This window comes from Parvibaculum sp. (assembly GCF_039973015.1).
Classification (GTDB): Bacteria; Pseudomonadota; Alphaproteobacteria; order Parvibaculales; family Parvibaculaceae; genus Parvibaculum.
The window spans coordinates 110,733-127,929 of the sequence record NZ_JBDWLT010000003.1; the positions used below are offsets into that span (position 1 = coordinate 110,733).

The following is a 17,197-nucleotide window of genomic DNA, read 5'->3' on the forward strand; positions in this document are numbered from 1 at the left end:
CCGGCCCCTTAATTTCCTCCTCATAAACGGTGAGGGTGCCGCTATACGGCGCCCCTAAAAGACGATCGGGGAGGATCTGGCCGTGGGGCTTCTGGTAAGCATCGACAATGGTGGCACGCTGACGGATGTCTGCGCGACGGATGGTGTGTCGACCATCCACGCGAAAACGCTGACCACGCCGCATGATCTCACCGAGTGCTTTGTGAAGTGTCTGGAGGCGTTGTCGGAAAAGATCGACGGTGAAATCGATCTGCCGAAGCTCGTCAGCACCATCGACTACATTCGCTATTCCACCACCCAGGGCACGAATGCCATCGTGCAGCGCAAGGGGCCGCGCATCGGTCTGCTGACGGATGACGATGCCGTCGCCACGGAAGCGATGAATGCCGCGCCCGCGCTTTTCGAGGCCTTTATCGGCGACCGCGTCCGCGTCCTGTCGAACATGGCGGCAGGTGAGGGGAGCACCGAACTCGTCACCGCCGTCTCCCGGCTCGTCTCGGCCGGCGCAAGCCGCATCGTCATTGCCTTCTCCGGCGCCGATGCCGCTGCCCGCGAAAAGGCCGCCAAGCGCACGCTCTATCGTGCTTTCCCGCGTCATCTTCTGGGTGCCGTTCCGCTTCTCTTCTCCACGGAATTGACGCGCATCGGCACGCTCGACCAGCGAGTCTGGACGAGCATTGTCAACGCCTTCCTCCACCCCGCGATGGAAGCCTTCCTCTACAATGCGGAAAACCGTCTGCGCGAACATCGTGCGCGCAAGCCGCTTCTCATCTTTCGCAATGACGGCAATTCCACCCGCGTCGCAAAAACCGTTGCCATCAAGACCTATTCCTCCGGTCCGCAGGGCGGTGTTGTCGGCGGCGAAGTGCTCCTGAAGCATTACGGCATCCCCGCCGCCGTCTCCATCGACATTGGCGGCACGACGACCGACATCGCCATGTTCGACGATGCGTCGGTTTCCGTCGCCTCTTCCGGTCATATCGAGGGCGCGCCGGTTTCGATCCCGCTTGCCGCCATCGAAAGCATCGGCGCGGGCGGCGGCTCGATCATCCGCGCGGAGGGCGGAAAAATTCTCGTCGGCCCCGAAAGCGTCGGCTCCGCCCCCGGCCCCGCCTGCTTCGCGCGCGGCGGCACGAAGGCGACCATGACGGATGCCTTCCTTGCCCTCGGCATTCTCGATCCCGGCTCCTATTTCGGCGGCCGTATGCCCCTCGACCGTGAGCGCGCCGAACGCGCCATCATGGCCGAAGTCGGCGAACCCCTCGGTCTGGGCCTTGCCGAAGCCGCACAGGCGATGGCGGATGCCTATCACGGCAAGATCGCCGGTGAGCTTGCCGCCTGGAGCAAGAAAAACCCGGACGCGACGCTTCTCGCCTTCGGCGGTGCCGGGCCGATGTCCGCTTGCGGCGTCGCCGAAAAGGCCGGCCTCAATACCGTCCTCATTCCAAAATTCGCCGCCGTCTTCTCGGCCTATGGCATCGCCTTCTCCGATATCGAACACAGCTACATGGCGGAGCTTGTCGCGGGCCGTGACGATGCGCTCGATGCCGCGAAGTCCGGTCTCGTGGAGCAGGCTCGCCGCGGCATGCTCGCCGAGGGCTTCGATCTCGCCGAATGCAATCTCGACTATGCCGTGCTGACGAAGAACGGCGAAGGCTATAGCCGCGCGAAGCTCAATGGCCGGCATGACGGCGCGAACACCGAAAGCTGGCTCGAACTGCGCGTGACGAAACCCATCGAGAAGATCGCGCTCGGCGCGCCGCTCGCGGATGGAAAGCGTGAGGCGAAGCCTGCGGGGCTGCGCAAGGGAACCTCCGATCTGCCGCTCTTCCGTCTGGAGGATCTCCAGCCCGGCGATTTCGGCGCGGGCCCCTGCCTCGTGGAAGAAGCCTTCTTCACCACGCATGTGCGCGAGGGCTGGCGCTTCGCCGTCAGCGGCAATGGCGACCTCTTGCTTAAGAAGTAACCGGGAGCAATCCCAGGCGAAGTGCCCTCTTAAAACAAAGAGACCGGTTCGCCGTCCGGGATTGCGACCCCCCGAAGGGGAGAAACAAAATGAAAGTTTTCATCACGTCGATGCTCACCATCGACCTCGATAACGAACGCTGGGAATGCGGCGCCTGCGGCCACGATATCGGCAATGCGCGCGATAACTACAAGAAGGGCCTGCTCGTCCGCGAGCGCGACCCCTCCGAGGTCCACGCGCCCATCCTCGATGCGGAAAAATACGACATCACCTTCGCGCCCGATGCCGACTGGTGCCGCATCCTCGAATATTGCTGCCCGAACTGCGGCCATCTCGCGGAAGTCGAATACCTGCCGCCGGGCCATCCGCCCGCCCATGACATCGACTTCGATATCGATGCGCTGAAGGCGCAATGGGCCGGACGCGAGCCGCTGGAGAAGGCGGTCCTCGGGCCTGAATTCGTCGCGCCGCCTCACTCGCACTGAACAAAAGCAACAAGGGACGAAACACATGCGCCGCGTATCGGTCGACATCGGCGGAACTTTCACGGATTGCTCGCTCGTCTGGGACGATGCCTATGTCGAGGCGAAGGCGCTCACCACGCATCAGAATCTCGCGCTGGGCTTCAATGCCTCACTCAAGATCGCCTATGAGCAGATCGGCCTCTCGCTCGAAGAGGTCATGCGCGAAGTGGACAGCGTGCGTTACGCGACGACGCTTGGCACGAATGCGCTGATCGAGCGCCGCGGTCCTCGCGTCGGCCTCATCACGACGGCGGGCTTCGAGGCGATGGTGCCGCTGAGCCGTGGCCGCGGCTACGGAGAGGGCCTGCCGGATCGCCTCCGCCGCGACCTGCCTATGGCGCAGCGCCCCACGCCGCTGGTGCCGGTGAAGATGATCGTCGGCATTCGCGAGCGCGTCGCCGAAACGGGCGAGATCGTCATGGCGGTGGACCCGGAGGATGTGCGCGATTGCGTGCGCAAGCTCGTGGATAATGGCGTCCAGGCCTTCGTCGTCTCGCTGGTGAATGCCGTCGTGCAGCCCGAGCATGAACTCCTCGTCGAGGAAATCATCCGCGAGGAATTCCCGGAGCATCTGCTCGGTTCCGCCCCCATCGTCATGTCGCACAAGGTTGGCGGCCGCAAGGGCGAGTATGCACGCACCTCTTCGGCCATCATCGACGCCTTCCTGCACAATGCGATGTATCACGGCCTCTCCTCGCTGGAGCTGAACCTCCGCGACAACGGCTACCAGAAGCCCATGCTCGTCATTCACAATTCGGGCGGCATGGCGCAGTTGAACTCGACGGATGCCCTCCAGACCATCCATTCCGGTCCCGTCGCCGGCATCAACGCCTCGGAGCATCTCGCCACCGAAACCGATCTCGGCAATGTCGTCTGCACGGATATGGGCGGAACCTCCTTCGACATCGGCCTCGTCGTGAAGGGCGGCGTGAAGTTCTACGACTTCAATCCCGTGATCGAGCGCTGGCTCGTCAACATCCCGATGGTTCATCTCGTCACGCTCGGCGCGGGCGGCGGTTCCATCGCGCGTTATGACAGGCTTCGCCGCGCCGTCGCCGTCGGCCCCGAAAGCGCAGGCTCCGATCCCGGCCCCGCCTGCTACAATCGCGGCGGCCGCAACCCGACGGTGACGGATGCCGACCTCGCTCTCGGCTATCTGATTGCGGAGCGTTACGCGGGCGGCTCCATTCCCCTGAACGAGCGCCGCGCCCTTCGCGCGCTTGAAAAGGAAGTCGGTGAGGTCATGGGCGTCGATGCCATCGGCGCGGCCAAGCTCATCCGCGACAAGGTCGATAACGACATGGCGAACGGCATCGCGCAGGAGCTGCGTGTCCGTGGTTATGAGCCCCGCCATTTCACGCTGCTGGCCTATGGCGGCAACGGCCCGCTTCATGCTTGTGGCATCGCCAATATGCTCGGCGTCTCCCGCGTCATGGTTCCGCCCTTCAGCGCCATCTTCTCGGCCATCGGCGCAGGCAACATGGATCAGCTCCATTTCCATGAGCGTTCGCTCTATCTCTCGCTCTACGACTCGAACACGCGCGCGCTTTTCGATGATTTCCCGCGCTTCAATGCGCTGGTCGAAGAGCTGGAAGCGAAGGGCAGGGAAGATCTCATCCGCCAGGGCGTGCCGGAAGACGCGATCCGGCACCGTCTCGAACTCGACATGCGTTATGGCAATCAGCTCGCGCAGACCGCCGTCGTCGTTACCAAAAACAGGTTGAGTTCCGCCGAAGACCTCCTCGAAGTCATGGAGGAATTCTCGAAGGATTATGGCCGCCGCTACGGCGAGGGCAGTCAGGCGCCCGAAGCAGGCATCCGGGTCAACACGATCCGCGTCGCGACCTATTCCAGCATGTCCACCTTGAAGTTCCGCGGCGTCCTGCCCGAGGAGAAGGATCTCGCCAATGCGCCCGCTCCTCGTGAAACGCGCGACTGCCATTTTGTCGGCCATGAAGGCGCGCTGAAAACCGGCTTCTACGAACTTGCCGATCTCGCCTTCGGCGCCGTGGTCGCGGCGCCCGCCGTCGTCATCTCGCCCTCGACGACCTATCTCGTCGAGCCGGGCTGGAATCTCCGCATCGGTCATTATGGCGCAGGCCTCTTTGTGAGGGCGGAGCAATGACGAACGAAAAGACACTTATTCCCGGGAGGAAGAACAATGGGTGACGACATGGATATCGGCGGCGCGCCGTCCTCCGCCGTTCAGGATTTCCTGAAGGAGACGAGCCTCTATCTCGCGCCCGACCCGGAGATCATGGAGAACCACGGGCTTGAGCCCCGCACGGCCTATGAGGACCAGTGCATCGAAAAGGAGAACGATCCCGTCCGCCTCGAAATCGTCCGCGAGCGCATCCTCGCAGGCGTCAACGAGAGCTTCGAGATGCTCGAGAATATGGGCGCGGCGCCCGGCGCGAAGTGGGGCGATTGCGTTTCCGCCGTCTACACGGCCTCGGGAGACCTCTCGCTTGCGAGTTCCGGCGGCGTCGTCATTTTCTGCAACCTCGTTCAATACCCGATCAAGTTCGTCAATAAGTACTGGGCGGGCGATCCCACAGTCGGCATCAGGGAAGGCGATGTCTTCATCGTCAATGATGCCCGTTACGGTCAGGCGCACAACACCGACCAGTCCATGATGATGCCCGTCTTTCATGAAGGACAGATCGTCGCCTGGGCGGGCGCGACCGTGCATGAGGGCGAGAACGGCGCCATCGAGCCGGGGGGCATGCCCTCTCTCGCCGAACAGGTCTGGGACGAAGGGCTCAAGATGTCGCCCTTCAAGGTCGCCGAGAACTACAAGCTTCGCCGCGATCTCGTCACCTTCCTGCAAAATTCCGTGCGGGAGCCGAAGCTGCAATATGCGGACATGAAGGTGAAGATGTATGTCTGCCGCCGCATCGAGGCGCGTATTCACGAAGCGATAGCGGAATATGGCGTGGAGGCCGTCGTCGCCGCGCTGCGCATGAACCTGGAAGATACGGATACGGAGGTTCGCCGCCGTCTTCAGGAATGGCCGGACGGTACGACGCGGCATGCATGGTGGACCGATGGCACGCTTCGCGAGAACGTGCAGATCAAGATCAATCTCGAACTGACGAAAAAGGGTGACGAACTCATCTTCGATTATCGCGGCTCGAGTCCCGAATTCACCAACCGGTCGAACAACAGTCTGGATGTGACGGTGAAGGGTATGCTTGCGCAGCTCTTCCTCACCTTCATCTGGCCGGACATCCCGCGTAATCAGGGCGTGCTCGCGCCGATGAAGTTCCTCTTCGACAATCCATCGGTGCTGAAGCCGGCCTTCGGGACACCGAACGCGCAATCCATGATGACTGTTTTCACAGCCTGGAGCGCCGGTCAGGTTTGCGCGATGAAGTTCCTCTATTCCAACCCGAACAAATATACGCGCGTGCTCGCACCCTGGTTCAACATGATCAACACCTTCCTTTTCGGCGGGCTCACGCAGCACGGCGAAATGGTGGGCAATGTCTGCGCCGATATCAACGGCATGGGCGGTGGCGCACTGGCGGATCGCGACGGTGAACATGGCTGCGCGCCTATCTTCGCCACCATGTCGGACCTCGGCGAACAGGAGTTCATCGAGGAGGAGATGCCCTTCATCCAGATCGTCTCCAAGAAGATGATGAGGGACAATCAGGGCTTCGGCCGCCAGCGCGGCGGCATGGGCTATCAGATGGTGCTGGCCATGCGCGACAGTCCCGCCTTCGGCTTCATGCTGACGGCGATGGGCGCCAGGTTCCCGAACATTCCGGGGCTCTTCGGCGGCTATGGCAGCCCCACCTATCCGCTCTCGCGCGTCTCGGGCATCGATGTCTTCGAAATCCTGAAAAACGATCCCGGCTCCTTCCGCTACTCGATCGAGGAGCTGATGAACGAGCGCCCCTTCAAGGAGGCGAAATACTCGACGCATCCGATGACGCTCGCCTACACGCTGGCGCAGCGCGGCGAGCTCTACATGATCTCGCAAGGAACGGGCGGCGGCTTCGGCGATCCGCTGGACCGTAATCCGGCGGAAGTGATCCGCGATCTCGACGAGGATCTGATCTCCCATGATGTCGCCTGGCGCATCTACCGCGTCGTCTATGACCGCGACACGCTTCATGTGGACGAGCAGGCGACGGAGGAAGCGCGTGAGCTGATGCGCCGCGAGCGCATCGCGAAGAGCAAGCCGTTCGACGCCTTCTGCAAGGACTGGGTGAAGGACAAGCCTTCCGGCAAGGTTCCTTATTATGGCTGCTGGGATGACAAGACGATGGTGCATGCGGGCTCGCCCGATGCGCTCCATCCGGCAGGACAGGTAAATCCGCCTGTCGTCATGGCCAATCCTCTTCAGGTCAAGATCGACAAGCTCGAAGCCGAGCTTGAGGCCGCTCGCGCGAAAGCCTGATGAGATGCCAGATGAGATAAACGTGATACCGCCGCTCTGGATAGACGGTTATGCCTTTGGCAGGGCTATCCTGCGGGGCGGCGAGGAGCCGTGGAAGACGCCGGACGATCTCGGCTTCTTCCTGCGCGATCTCTCGCAGCTTCTCTCGCTGGAGCTTGTGGAGGTACCCGTCCTGCCTGCCATTCTGGCCTGGGCGGAGATGCAGGGCGTGGCGCTTGCCTCGCTCGATCCGCGCGGCATGGAAAACCTGCTGGCGGATCCGGGGTTCAGGGCGGTGCTCGGACGCGGGCTCGACACCGCGTCCGGCGCCCTTGGCGGCCGCCCTCTCGCTCTCTCCTTGCCCGGCCCGGGTGCGCTTGCCGCTCTCTTCATGGACGAGGACGACATAGACGAGGATGTGCTGGACGATCTCTCGCTCTCTCTCGCCGATCTTCTCCGCTTCCTGTATCGCTCGGGCATTTCGGTCTTCCGCTTTGTGGAGAGCGATCCGCGCGCGTTGGCCTTCTTCGATCCACTCACAAATGTCGCCCGCCACTATGAGGCGGCCTCGGTCCTCGTCGTTCAGGGCGCGGCCTCCGCGGAAGAGGCGTCCGGCTTCGATCTGGTCTATGGCGCGGGCGGGGAAGGCAAGGTTCTCGATGCCGTCATTTGGGAGGGGGCGTCCAATCCTCCGCTGACGGATAATAAATCATTCACGGAAGTGCCGGCGGACATGGTTCCCGAAACCGTGCTCGCGAGGCTCAGGCAACTGGGCGGGCAGGCTGCCTGAATACCTCCTCGGGAGAGCATCCCTCCGCTCCCGGTTCCTTGGCTGCCTCGTTTGATTGCGAGGCAGCCTTTTTTTGCAAAGGCGGGTACAAAATAATCACCTCCCCCTCGCGGGGAGGTCGATCCGCGAAGCGGATCGGGTGGGGGGCCTCCCTTCTCCCCGTGTCATTCACGGCCAGAACCGGGTGCAACTGTTCCTGGATGGCCGCGAGATATTCCCGGTTCGCTGCACCGCATCATCCGTCCACGTTCAATTGTGACGTTATGATGACGTTTCGATGACAGTCGGTCTATGCAGCGGCTGTTTTATACTCGGTTTGCATTTTTGCGAAGCGCACGAAATAGTCGATCGCGTCGGGGTTCGCCATCGCGTCGCGGCTCGCCGCTTTCTCCAGTGCCGCACCGAGGAGTATCTTGCGCACCGGCACTTCCATCTTCTTGCCGGTCAGCGTGTAGGGCACGGCATCGATTTCGTAAATGCGATCAGGCACATGGCGCGGGGAATACTTCTCGCGCAGCGCCTTGTTGATTTTCGCCTTCACCTCGTCGGTGAGCGCCTCGCCCTTTTGCATCACCACGAAAAGTGGCATGAAGAAATTCCCGCCCGGCAGGTCAAGATTGACGATGATCGAGTCCTCGATCTCCTCAAGTCCTTCTATCGTCCGGTAAATTTCGGCTGTGCCGATTCTGACGCCAAATCTGTTCAGCGTTGAATCCGAGCGTCCGAGGATGAAGCAGCCGCCGCGTTCATTGACCTTGAAATAGTCGCCATGCCGCCAATGGCCTTCATAGGTATCGAAATAGCTGTCGTGATAGCGGTGCCCGCCTTCATCGTTCCAGAAGTAGAGCGGCATGGAGGGCATCGGTTTGCAGACGACAAGTTCGCCCACTTCTCCGGTTACGGATTTCCCTTCATCGTCAAAGGCTTGGACATCGACACCGAGGCAGCGCGTTTGTATCTCGCCGGCATGAACCGGCAATGTCGGCATGCCGCCGACAAAGGCCGAAGCCACGTCCGTGCCGCCGCTCTGCGATGTGACCCATATGTCGGATTGCAGGTTTTCAAAGCACCATTCCATATGTTCGGGCATAACCGGTGAGCCGCCGAGCAGGATGCTTTTCATTTTCGACATGTCGTAAAGCTTGTTCGGATGAATGCCGGCCTTCATCTGTCCGTTCAGGAAAGTCGGGCTCGCGCCAAAGAGCGTCATGCCGGTTTCGGCGGCAAGCTCCCACAAACGGTCGGCTTTCGGCGCCATCGGATTGCCGTCATAGAGCACAACGGCAGATCCGGCGACGAGACCGGAAAGCAGGATATTCCACATCACCCAGCCCGTCGTGGTGAAGTAGAACATGCAGGACGAAGGCTTCAGATTAAGGTGAAAATGCGTGAATTTCAGCGCTTCCAGCAGCACTCCGCCATGTCCGTGCACGAAAGGTTTGGGCAGGCCGGTCGTACCGGATGAATAGACGATCCAGAGCGGGTGGTCGAATGCCGTGTCCTCGAACTCGAAATCCTTTACGGGCGCGCGGTTCACCAGCGTTTCCCAGGCATGCGCGCCTTCGACGGCCGCTTCGCTGTTGAACGCTGGCGACGACCCCTTCACATGCACCACATGCTTCAGCGAGGGCAGGGCGTCCGCCATGGCGCGTACTTCCGTGCGGCGGTCGAAATCCTTGCCGCCATAGCGATAGCTGTCCGTGACGAACATGAGCTTCGGCGTGATCTGTCCGAAGCGGTCGATCACGCTCGCCGATCCGAAATCGGGTGAGCAGCTCGACCAGACCGCACCGATGCTTGCCGTCGCAAAGAAAGCGACGGCCGCTTCGGGGATATTCGGCATGTAGGAAACCACACGGTCGCCGGGCTTTATCCCCAGCTCTCTCATCGAAGTGGCGAGTTTGAAGACCTGGTCCTGCAACTCGGCCCAGCTGATTTTCCGGGCCGGACCGGCCTCGCCCGCGGCGTGGATGGCAGTCTTTTCACCATCGCCTTTCGAGAGCAGTGCGCGGATGTAGTTCACCCTCGACCCTGGAAACCACTCCGCCCCCGGCATTTCGGAGCCGCGCATCACACAGTCATATGGCGTGGAGGAGGTGACGTCGAAATACTGCCAGATTGCTCCCCAGAACCCCTCGATGTCGTCCGCAGACCAGCGCCGGACGTCTTCATAGCTCTTGAAGTCGTGCCCCCGTTCGTTGAGCCAGGCCGTGAAGGCCGTGATGTTTGCGTCCGACACCATCTCCTTCGACGGTGTCCAGAGCAGATCTCCCATATTCGCCATGGCGGTTCTCCCTCGTGCCTTCGGCTTCTTTATTGGCCTGGATGCTAGGAAGCGTTCGCCCGGCTATCCCCACCCCTTCGGGGGGCACTTAGCCTCTTCGCGTAACGCTTTCATCAAAGGGCGATGACGTGAGGTGAGGAGAAGCCGCATTTCGACTGCACCGCAGCAGAGCTCACCGAAGAGCAAAAAAGGCAATGGTTTCCGCGCATTTTCCGCCCCTCCTCTCGCGCCATCCTTTAGGGCGGGGCGCTTTGAAGGGCCGTCACTCACCATCGTTGCAACGGTCCGGAATCGCCCAGGCGAGCCGACAAGGACCGAACGGGAGGGAAACAGGGGTGAGGATATCCCGACACAAGGTGGAGGCCGGATTGTGCATCGCAATGCGCAGTCCGCTGCTATGTCGCAGATTGCTCTGGGGGAGTGTTTAAGTGGAAAGGTTGAGTGCCCGTATTGCCAGGGTCACGATGGCCCATCGGTGGCTGTCGCTGTTTGTGTTGCTGGCCGTGACGCTCTTTTTTGGCTTTCAGCTGAAGAACGTCGAACTCCGCACGATCTTCAGCGATCTCCTGCCGAGCAATCATCCTTTCGTGCAAACCTACAAGGATCATCCGAACTTCGGAAATCCGCTCACCGTTACCATCATGGTCAAGCGCACCGATGGCGGTGATATCTATAACCCCGAGACGCTGCAGAAGGTCTGGGATCTGACGCGGGATGTGGATCTGGCTCCAGCCGTTGATCACGACCAGATTCTCTCGGTTGCGACTGAAAAAGCCCGGTACTCCGAGGCGACGCCGAACGGAATCGACTCGCGTCCCGTCATGGGCGACCACGCGCCGCGGACGGCGGAAGAGGTCGAGGATTTCCGTGCGCGACTGCTCAAGTCACCGAATGTTCGCAACTTCATGGTGTCGGAAGACGGCACCGCGACGCTCATCACCGCCACGTTTATCGAGCGCCTTCTCGATTATGGCGAGACCTTCGAGTATCTCGACAAGCTGGTTAAGGACGCACGAGACGACAAGCACGATGTCCACATGGCCGGTCAGCCGATTCTTACCGGGTGGGTCTATTATTACGAACTGCAGATGCTCGGCATCTTTGCCGTTACCGGTCTTGCGCTTCTCGTCGCGCTCATCTTCTACATGCGAAATGTGGTGGGTGTTGTTGCGCCACTTGCCACAAGCCTGGTCGCCGCTGTTTGGGGTTTCGGTTTTGTCGGTTGGCTGGGTCAGCCTATCGAGCCGCTTATCATGGTCGTGCCGCTGCTCCTCGTTGCGCGTTCCTTCAGCCATTGTGTGCAGTTTATTGAGCGCTTCTACGAAGTCCTGCACCATGTGAAGGACCGCAGGCGGGCCGCGGAGATCGCGCTGAGCGTCATGATGGTGCCAGGGGTTCTTGGCATCACTACGGATGCGATTGGTCTTTTCCTGATCGGTGTCGCACCGATTCCGGCCATGGAGCGTTTCGCACTCTTCTGTGGCTTCTGGGCGATGATGCTGATCCCCACAAACGTCCTGCTTACACCGCTTCTCATCATGTTGCTTCCCGAGCCCAAGAACGTCTCGCGCCTTGTCGGCGCGAACCAGGGCGAGGCAAAGCATGGATTCGTAAAGTGGTTCTTGCGGATAATCGCGCATCTTTCTTTCGGCCCTCGCGCATGGCTCACCGCCGCATGTCTCGTCGTTTTTACAGTCTTCAGCGTCGGCAAGGTCATGGATATCAAGGTTGGCAATCCCGTTGAGGGGAGCAACCTTCTCTGGGATGACTCGGAGTTCAATGTCGCCGTCTCCCGTATCAATGCAAATTTCCCCGGCCTCAACACGCTTGAAATCGTCTTCGAGTCGAAGTCGCCGGACAGTCTCGACCGTGTTGTGCGCAAGGCCGAAACGGCGCTGACCATGCAACGGCTTCAGCACATGCTGGAAAGCCAGCCAAATCCACCGGAAGCCTCTCTTTCTTTCGCCGACTATCTGCCCGAAGCAAATCGTCTGTTCAGCGGTGGCAATCCCAAATGGGCGCCGCTCGACCACGATGACGCAGCGGTGAGCGCGGCGGCGGGCGCTCTCATGGTGGGCACGGGCCCCAAGGCATTTCTGCATGTCGCCGATTTCGAGCAACGCAACGGAACGGTTTCCCTCTGGTACAAGGACAACAAGCAGCAAACGGTCGATGAAGCATTGCATCAGGCGCGCTCCGCCCTTGCCATCATAGGCACGGAGTTCGACGATTTCCGTATTCGTCTTGGCAGCGGCACGATCGCTCTTCAGCAATCCATCAACGATACGGTCGATCTCTATCAGTGGGTCATTCTCGGGCTGCTGAATGCCGTGATCTTTATCACCTGCAGCATCGCCTATCGTTCCATGGCGGCCGGCATCCTGCTGCTGATCCCGGTCAACCTGTCGAACCTGTTTCTCGGCGCAGTGATGACCGAGATGGGCATCGGCCTCGATGTTAATACGTTGCCTATCGCCGCAATCGGCGTTGGCGTCGGTATCGATTACGGCATCTATCTTTTGAGCCGCATCTACGAGGAATATCAGATCCGCAAGGAGATGGCGGAGGCTATCCTCACCGCGGTGACGACGACCGGCAAGGCGATCTTCTTCACCGCGACCATTGTGCTGATTGGCATCCTGCCCTGGTATTTCCTGTCGGCGCTCAAGTTTCTTGCTGACATGGGTCTGCTGCTCGTGATGGTCATGCTGATCAACATGGTGATCGCGCTCATCGTGGTGCCGTTGCTCGTCTGGCTGATCAGGCCGCGCTTCATCGAATCCAGAGAACTGATGGTGAGCGAGGGCATAGATCTCGCCGCGCTCGCCGAAGAATCCAGCGAAATGCTCCGCAAGAAATCGTCGGAGAAGGTGCAACACCCGAAAACCGAGCTGGCTGAGGTGGCCCCGGTCCGGCCTTAGACGGCTGGAGGGTTCCTGTCCTACTGGGAGGAGGAAGGAAAATGCGAATTCGGAAATACGATAGAGACTTCACAAGGCGCGCTTTTCTGGAAAAGTCGCTTAAGGGGATTGCCACGGCGGGCGTGCTCGCGCCGCTCTGGCCTGAAATTGCCCGCTCCGGGACGATCGACAAGGTCTACCCGGATGAGCTTCTTTCCATTGATCTCTATACCAAGGGCGCCATCAAGCCCGGTGACGTTGTCACGGCCGAGAACGTCGAGGTGGTGAAGGATCTGCTGGACCCCATAGCCTATCGTCAGGTGAAGGAGATGGGGCGGCGCATCAACATCGTCGAAACGACGACCGATGTAACCAAGCTGTTCCCGCACGAGTATCTGGAAGCGACGCTTAGCAACGCCGGCAAGGGGAAGTTCGACGCCAACGGAAATGTGGTCACCACTGAAGGTAAGCCATGGATTGGCGGCAATCCATTTCCCAACGCCGAAACAGGTGAAGAGGCCTTCTCCAACCTCACCATGTCCTGGGGGCGTCACGATGAATCCGTCTATGGCGTTCGCGACTGGGACATCTCGCCGAACGGTGATCTCTCCTATCAATATGACTTCATCTGGGCCGAACAGAACACTGTTGGCCTTGTGAACAAACCTTCGCCTTATCTCGAAGGCCAGGAAGACAAACTGCGCTATCAGGCTGTCTGGTTTACGTCACCGACGGACGCAAAGGGCACAGCCTTCCTCAACACATGGCACTATGACCAGCGTGAGTTCCCGGATCTGCTCGGCTATTTGCCCGCCTTCAAGCGGGTTCGAAATTTCCCGACCAACCAGCGTTTCGAACCACTGGTGCCCGGTATCACGATTTTTCTCTCGGATGCCTGGGCAGCAGGCGACCCGATGCTCACATGGGGCAACTACAAGGTTATCGGTACCAAGCCGCATCTCGGCGCGGTGTCCGGAAACTGGACCGGGAAGAGCAACTCCAATTGGGAACGTGAGGTTCACGGCGGTCCGCAGGGGCAGACCTTCTTCGAGGACTACAAGGAACTCGTTCCCGAAGTTCTCGTCGTGGAAGCAGAACCCATCGGATATCCACGGGCTCCTGTGAGCAAGAAGCGGGTCTATATCGACGTTCGTAACATGATGTTCGTCTCCTATCTTACCTTCGACAGGCGTGGCGAACTCTGGAAATCCTTCGAGCCAGCATTCAGTCAGTACAAGGACGGAGATACGAGCTTTATGGATGGCGGTCATCCGCTCTGGTCATGGACCCATGTGCATAGCCACGACATCCAGACGAACCGCATGAGCCGCTTCGTTCAGGCTAAACAGATCACCGGTGGTTTCGGTCCTGAATACAACATCGGGCCGGAGATTTACGACAAGTATCTGACCGCACAGGCAATCCGGCGTTTCGGAACCTGAGGATATCGGTTGCAGGGTACGGGAAGCATTTCCCGTACCCGCTGGCCGGGAGGATTCCATATTGAAGAAATTTTCGATTCTGGTGCTGGTCTCTCTGTTGCTTCCTGCAATTGCGCAGGCAGCACCGGATGGTTCGTCACTCCGCTATCAGGGCACACCGCACGATGCGCTCTTCGATATTGCCTTCGATGGTTCCCACGGGCTTGCTGTGGGTGGAGGAGGAACTGTCCTCGAAAGTACAGATGGCGGCTTGAGCTGGGCGGCCGGCGCGAGACCCGACACAGAGCTCGCCTTGCTCGGCGTTGCATTCCAGGGGCAGCGGCGTTTTCTCGTCAGTCAGTCGGGCAAGATGTTCCGCTATGAGAGTGGGCGTTGGGTAGAGTTCGATAGTGGAACAGATGCCCGTCTCTTTCAGGTGGCCCTTGGCGAAAATGGTCTTGTCGTTGCAGTGGGGGGCTTTGGGGCCATCCTTGTCTCGCGTGACGACGGGTGGACCTGGTCTTCCCCTGAATTCGACTGGATGGAGATCCTGGACGACTACGTCGAGCCGCATCTCTATGCGGTAGATGTCGCCGGAGACCGGATCACCGTCGCTGGAGAATTTGGCCTCATTCTTCAGTCGCCTGACCGCGGCGCCACATGGAGCGTTGTGCGGAGGGGCGTGGAATCGATCTTCGACTTCACCATCGATACGAAAGGCGAGGGGCTGGCCGTCGGTCAGGACGGGCTCGTACTCGGTACTTCCGATGGCGGTCGCTCATGGACGAAACACGCTGAACCCGGCGAAACCAATCTTCTTGGCATCTGGCGTTCCGGCTCGCGTGCTTTCGCAGCCGGTATCCGCGGAGCTTATGCAAGTCACGATGGTGGAAAGACATGGAAGCCCGTGACGCGCAGCGACATTGAAACCGGCTGGTATCAGGCGGTCGCTTCTTCGGCGGCGCGGGACAAGCCGATGCTTGTCGGTCACCGCGGGAGAATTCTTGAAATGGACGAGTGAACCGCAAGGGCGGTTTGGAACTGGCTTCAACCCGTTACGGGTTATCCAAGGGAGGGGAGATAATGTCTCGTAAATCGATCGAGGCTGCCGGGGGGCTTCTTGTCGGAGCAGTGTTCGCTGTCGCGGCGCTTGCAACCGGCGCTCAGGCTGCCGACTACAATGTTCAGGGCTTTATCCGGCAGGAACCGGCTATCAAGCTCACCGACGAAGAGAATCCCTACAACCAGCAGGGCAACATTTTCAACGGCCGGACGATTACACAGGATTCGTCGCTCCTTGCCCCGGCGCCGGGTGCGGGCGTGACGACAACTACGCGTCCGATTGATAGTGCTGACAATGACTTCAATCTGATGGCGACACGCCTTGAGGTCGACTTCCAGGCGAACTTCAACGCTAATTGGACTGGCTTTGCGAAGCTACGGGGATATTTTCAGCCGGACATTTTTGATGGGCATGGTGATCCCGAGTTCTTCGAGACGGATCTCTGGAGCGGTGGGCGCGGTACTTTCCTCGAAGCAAACGGCCAGAACTATATGGTCGACCTGCCTTCGCTCTATCTGGACTATGCTGATGGTCCGCTCTGGCTGCGTCTCGGCAATCAGCAGATTGCATGGGGCGAGTCGCTTTTCTTCCGCGTACTGGATGTGCCGAACGGCCTCGATCTTCGCCGCCATCTCCTGCTCGACCTCGTGGCTGAAGAGTTTGCCGATGAACGCGTTGCAGCGCCTGGCCTTCGTGGTTCCTACCGGGTGACGAATGACATCGAAATTGAAGGCTTCACGCAGCTCTTCAGCCCCTCGGTGCTCGCGAACCCCGACACGCCGTACAATGTGATCCCTTCGCAGTTCGCCATCCATCAGGATGAGGGGTTTGATGACGCCGAAGGCTCCATGAATTTCGGTGGTCGTATCCAGGCGCAGTTCGGCGATCTCGCCATACAGGCGATTGCCGTCAACCGCCGCAACCCGGACGGTGTCTTCCACTGGACGGATTCTGGTGATCCCATCCTCGGCGGCACACCGTTCTCCATGAGCAGCACGGGCGTCTATTCTGCTGAGGAATGGTTCACCTATGCCGGGATGGCCCGACTCAATGGCTTCGCGGGTTTTAATGCGGCAATCCGGGAATTTCAGCCTGCTACAGGCGGCCTCGGTGCTTTTGAAGCACCTAACCAGACTTTGGCTGCTGCCGAGCTGGACTACTTCTTTCAGGCACTTGGACCGCTTCGCGGACACATCGCGCGGGTCTATCCGCGTGAGAATATTTTTGGCATCGGTGCGAACTACGTCGTGGACGCAGGAGCCGGTTCCTTCTTCGACCAGCTCGTCATCCGCAGCGAGTTCACCTGGACACCGGACAAGGTGTTCACAAGCCCGGACTTGAGCCGCAATCACATCGTCGAAGACGAATATGTCGCCTCGCTTGTGTTTGAAAAGTACCACCGCTTCTCGCAGGAATTTCCGGCGACCTTCATGGTGCTGCAATATCTGTTCAAATCGGAAAGCGACATGTTCGGCCGGCACTTGAGTGGTATGGGGGCAACCGGTGCGCGCACAACCGGACTGCCTCAGGGTGAAGACTCTTTCAATGCCATCGCCTTTGCTTTGCAGCAGCCGTTTCCGAACCTGATCTGGCGGGCAGACTTCTCCGTTCTCTACGACGTGAACGGTGGCGCGCTTATTCAGCCGGGGTTGAAGTGGAAGCCGAATGAGGCGTGGACGGCGGAAGTTTTCGCCAATGTTACGCTTTCCGATGGCGGCAATGACGACATCATCGACACGATTGACTGGGCCGACGAACTGACATTCCGCATTACCTATCAGTTCTGAGTCTCGTCATCGTTAGCTCCGTCCGGAGCGCCGGCGCTAAAACAGGGCCGCTTGCGGCAATGTGTTCCCCTAAGG

General features: G+C 59.9%; 10 protein-coding genes. 9 read left to right on the forward strand and 1 reads right to left on the reverse strand.

All coding sequences use genetic code 11. From position 1 onward, the window contains the following. Positions 1 to 82: 82 nt before the first annotated feature. The 5 genes from ABJO61_RS02375 to ABJO61_RS02395 all read left to right on the forward strand — a co-directional run bounded on the left by ABJO61_RS02375 (position 83) and on the right by ABJO61_RS02395 (position 7,667). The gene (locus ABJO61_RS02375) at positions 83 to 1,966 is read left to right on the forward strand and encodes a hydantoinase/oxoprolinase family protein (RefSeq protein WP_348324624.1); all 1,884 of its coding nucleotides are present in this window, start codon (positions 83 to 85) and stop codon (positions 1,964 to 1,966) included. 89 nt (positions 1,967 to 2,055) lie between these two features. After that, on the forward strand, positions 2,056 to 2,451 hold the full coding sequence (locus ABJO61_RS02380; RefSeq protein ID WP_348324626.1) for an acetone carboxylase subunit gamma: 396 nt from the start codon (positions 2,056 to 2,058) through the stop codon (positions 2,449 to 2,451). Positions 2,452 to 2,476: 25 nt separating this feature from the next. Continuing rightward, positions 2,477 to 4,615, forward strand: coding sequence for a hydantoinase/oxoprolinase family protein (locus tag ABJO61_RS02385; RefSeq protein ID WP_348324627.1), 2,139 nt, complete (start codon positions 2,477 to 2,479; stop codon positions 4,613 to 4,615). A 36-nt stretch (positions 4,616 to 4,651) separates the two neighbouring features. Then, positions 4,652 to 6,898, forward strand: a complete 2,247-nt coding sequence (locus ABJO61_RS02390) for a hydantoinase B/oxoprolinase family protein (RefSeq protein WP_348324629.1) — start codon at positions 4,652 to 4,654, stop codon at positions 6,896 to 6,898. 4 nt (positions 6,899 to 6,902) lie between these two features. Further along, positions 6,903 to 7,667: a hypothetical protein gene (locus ABJO61_RS02395; RefSeq protein ID WP_348324631.1), complete on the forward strand. Its 765-nt coding sequence runs from the start codon at positions 6,903 to 6,905 to the stop codon at positions 7,665 to 7,667. 289 nt (positions 7,668 to 7,956) lie between these two features. Here ABJO61_RS02395 and ABJO61_RS02400 read toward each other — a convergent pair whose 3' ends face one another. Continuing rightward, positions 7,957 to 9,951: an acetoacetate--CoA ligase gene (locus tag ABJO61_RS02400; protein ID WP_348324633.1), complete on the reverse strand. Its 1,995-nt coding sequence runs from the start codon at positions 9,949 to 9,951 to the stop codon at positions 7,957 to 7,959. Positions 9,952 to 10,379: 428 nt separating this feature from the next. Between ABJO61_RS02400 and ABJO61_RS02405 the strand changes: the two genes are divergently transcribed. From ABJO61_RS02405 to ABJO61_RS02420, 4 genes are all read left to right on the forward strand, one after another. Continuing rightward, on the forward strand, positions 10,380 to 12,872 hold the full coding sequence (locus tag ABJO61_RS02405) for an MMPL family transporter (RefSeq protein ID WP_348324635.1): 2,493 nt from the start codon (positions 10,380 to 10,382) through the stop codon (positions 12,870 to 12,872). A 41-nt stretch (positions 12,873 to 12,913) separates the two neighbouring features. Continuing rightward, a complete protein-coding gene (locus ABJO61_RS02410; protein WP_348324637.1) occupies positions 12,914 to 14,293 on the forward strand; it encodes a DUF1329 domain-containing protein in 1,380 nt (459 codons plus the stop codon). A 61-nt stretch (positions 14,294 to 14,354) separates the two neighbouring features. Further along, positions 14,355 to 15,293 (forward strand): hypothetical protein, encoded by a 939-nt coding sequence (locus tag ABJO61_RS02415; protein WP_348324639.1) that lies wholly within the window; start codon positions 14,355 to 14,357, stop codon positions 15,291 to 15,293. Next, entirely contained in the window at positions 15,290 to 17,122 is a 1,833-nt protein-coding gene (locus ABJO61_RS02420) for a DUF1302 family protein (protein WP_348324640.1), read from the forward strand. The genes ABJO61_RS02415 and ABJO61_RS02420 overlap by 4 nt, the downstream gene beginning before the upstream one ends. Positions 17,123 to 17,197: the final 75 nt, after the last annotated feature.